General features: G+C 50.9%; 2 protein-coding genes. One reads left to right on the top strand and one right to left on the bottom strand.

The window, feature by feature from the left end; all coding sequences use genetic code 11:
• Nucleotides 1-529: 529 nt before the first annotated feature.
• Nucleotides 530-1,009, top strand: a complete 480-nt coding sequence (locus tag CHB65_RS16620) for an ester cyclase (RefSeq protein ID WP_089386123.1) — start codon at nucleotides 530-532, stop codon at nucleotides 1,007-1,009.
• Nucleotides 1,010-1,014: 5 nt separating this feature from the next.
• Here CHB65_RS16620 and CHB65_RS16625 read toward each other — a convergent pair.
• A partial coding sequence (locus tag CHB65_RS16625; RefSeq protein WP_143420481.1) for a zinc-binding dehydrogenase occupies nucleotides 1,015-1,617 on the bottom strand: 603 nt, incomplete at its 5' end.

A 1,617-nucleotide genomic window follows, 5' to 3' on the forward strand; every position in this document is an offset into this window, starting at 1 on the left:
CGAGCAAGGCGACTCCCATTACCGTCTTCTCGACCTCGTTTTCCTAAACTCATTACGGCGTGATCGCGTTGCTGTCTTCCATTTTCAATAGAGCACAAAATCCAAGTTTGTTCGCTTGGAAGTGGGGAAAGTATAGCTGTCCCGCCTGCAAGGAGAACTGCTATTATAGTACTATATTGGTCTCTGTTGAAATCGGCTAGATTCTTCAGCACAAGCATTGAGATAGGACGGAATTCACACACTCTTGGATTAAGTGTACTGTTCATTCCCAAGAGTTCGAAAGTCGCAGTTCCCTTTTCAATCGAGAAGTAACTCAATTGGAACCACAAAACGGACTAAGGGATCGACCGTAATCCGATAACTGAATCGAATTTTTGCACACAATGTTGTTTACGTCGATATCTTTATGCGTTGAGGGGCAAAATAGAGATTTAATGGCGTCGTATATATTAGTCCGGCATAGTAACACATCACAAGCAGTTACGACTGGCACGTTATTACAAACAGAGCGATCGGCGGAGGAAACAGCATGACCGAGGACTGGCGCACTGCTGACGAACTAGATGTCGAGCGTATGATTCGACAGAGTACCCGGGAAATCTGGGACGAAAAGTTAGTCGGAAAGATCTACGACTACTACGCCGACGACGTCGTCGTCCACGCTGCAGGAGGCGACATCGAAGGGTCAGAACAACTGGTAGAAGATACCCTAGCCCGTCTGAACGCCTTTCCCAAAACGGAGATGAACATCGTGAATATCATCTGGGATGGTAATCCAGAGGACGGATATTACACGTCAATGGTTCGAACGATCACCGCCGAAAACACGGGCCCGACCGATTACGGACCGCCGACCGGGAAAACCATGGAGGAGAACCTCGGCATTGCCAACTGCCTCATCCAAAAGGTCGACGGCGAATGGAAGTATGTTGAAGAGTGGATCGTGTACGACAAACTCGGTTATATCAAGTCAGTGACGGACGACGACGACCCGATTCACGATTACTAAGACGGCTAAAGTCCGGGCTTGACCACAGTTCGGATGCCCTCTCCTCTGGCCATTCGGTCGAAAGCAGCCTGGATCCCAGATAATCCACATTGGTGTGTTATCAACTCATCAAGTTCGAGTTTCCCGTCCGCACACAGCATGGCGTATCTCGGGATGTCTGTATGTGGTCGGAGTGATCCTACTATGGAATCGACGATAGTTTTGCCGCCTGGCACCAGGTCCCGCCGTGGATCTAGACCGAGTGTCTCGTCGGCGCCACCGACGATCACCACAGTTCCCCCCTTCCTGGTGGCTGCAAGAGCTTGCTGGTGAGCTGTATCAGCGCCGGTACAGGCCAGAGCATAGTCCGGACCGCCGTCCGTGAGTTCTCGCAGTCTATCGACCGGATCTGTGGACCCCGTATTGATCGTATGTGTTGCTCCGAGGTCCGTTGCCCGATCGAGTGCTCTCGAATCTACATCAACAGCAATCAGCGGTGATGAGCCGATCAGCTGGGCCCCGAGGACGGCACTCAGTGGTGGTTCAAACGTAGTCTGACTAGTTTTTCGTCTCAACTGGATAGAGCTGGCGTAATTTGATACGAGCCTCATCAGTGGTGAATTGCCAAT

It is taken from the genome of Halorubrum vacuolatum, from assembly GCF_900188065.1.
Classification (GTDB): domain Archaea; phylum Halobacteriota; class Halobacteria; order Halobacteriales; family Haloferacaceae; genus Halorubrum; species Halorubrum vacuolatum.

Coding starts and splice junctions, on each gene's coding strand:
- CHB65_RS16620 (WP_089386123.1), top strand. CDS start 530: ATGACCGAGGACTGGCGCACTGCTGACGAACTAGATGTCGAGCGTATG.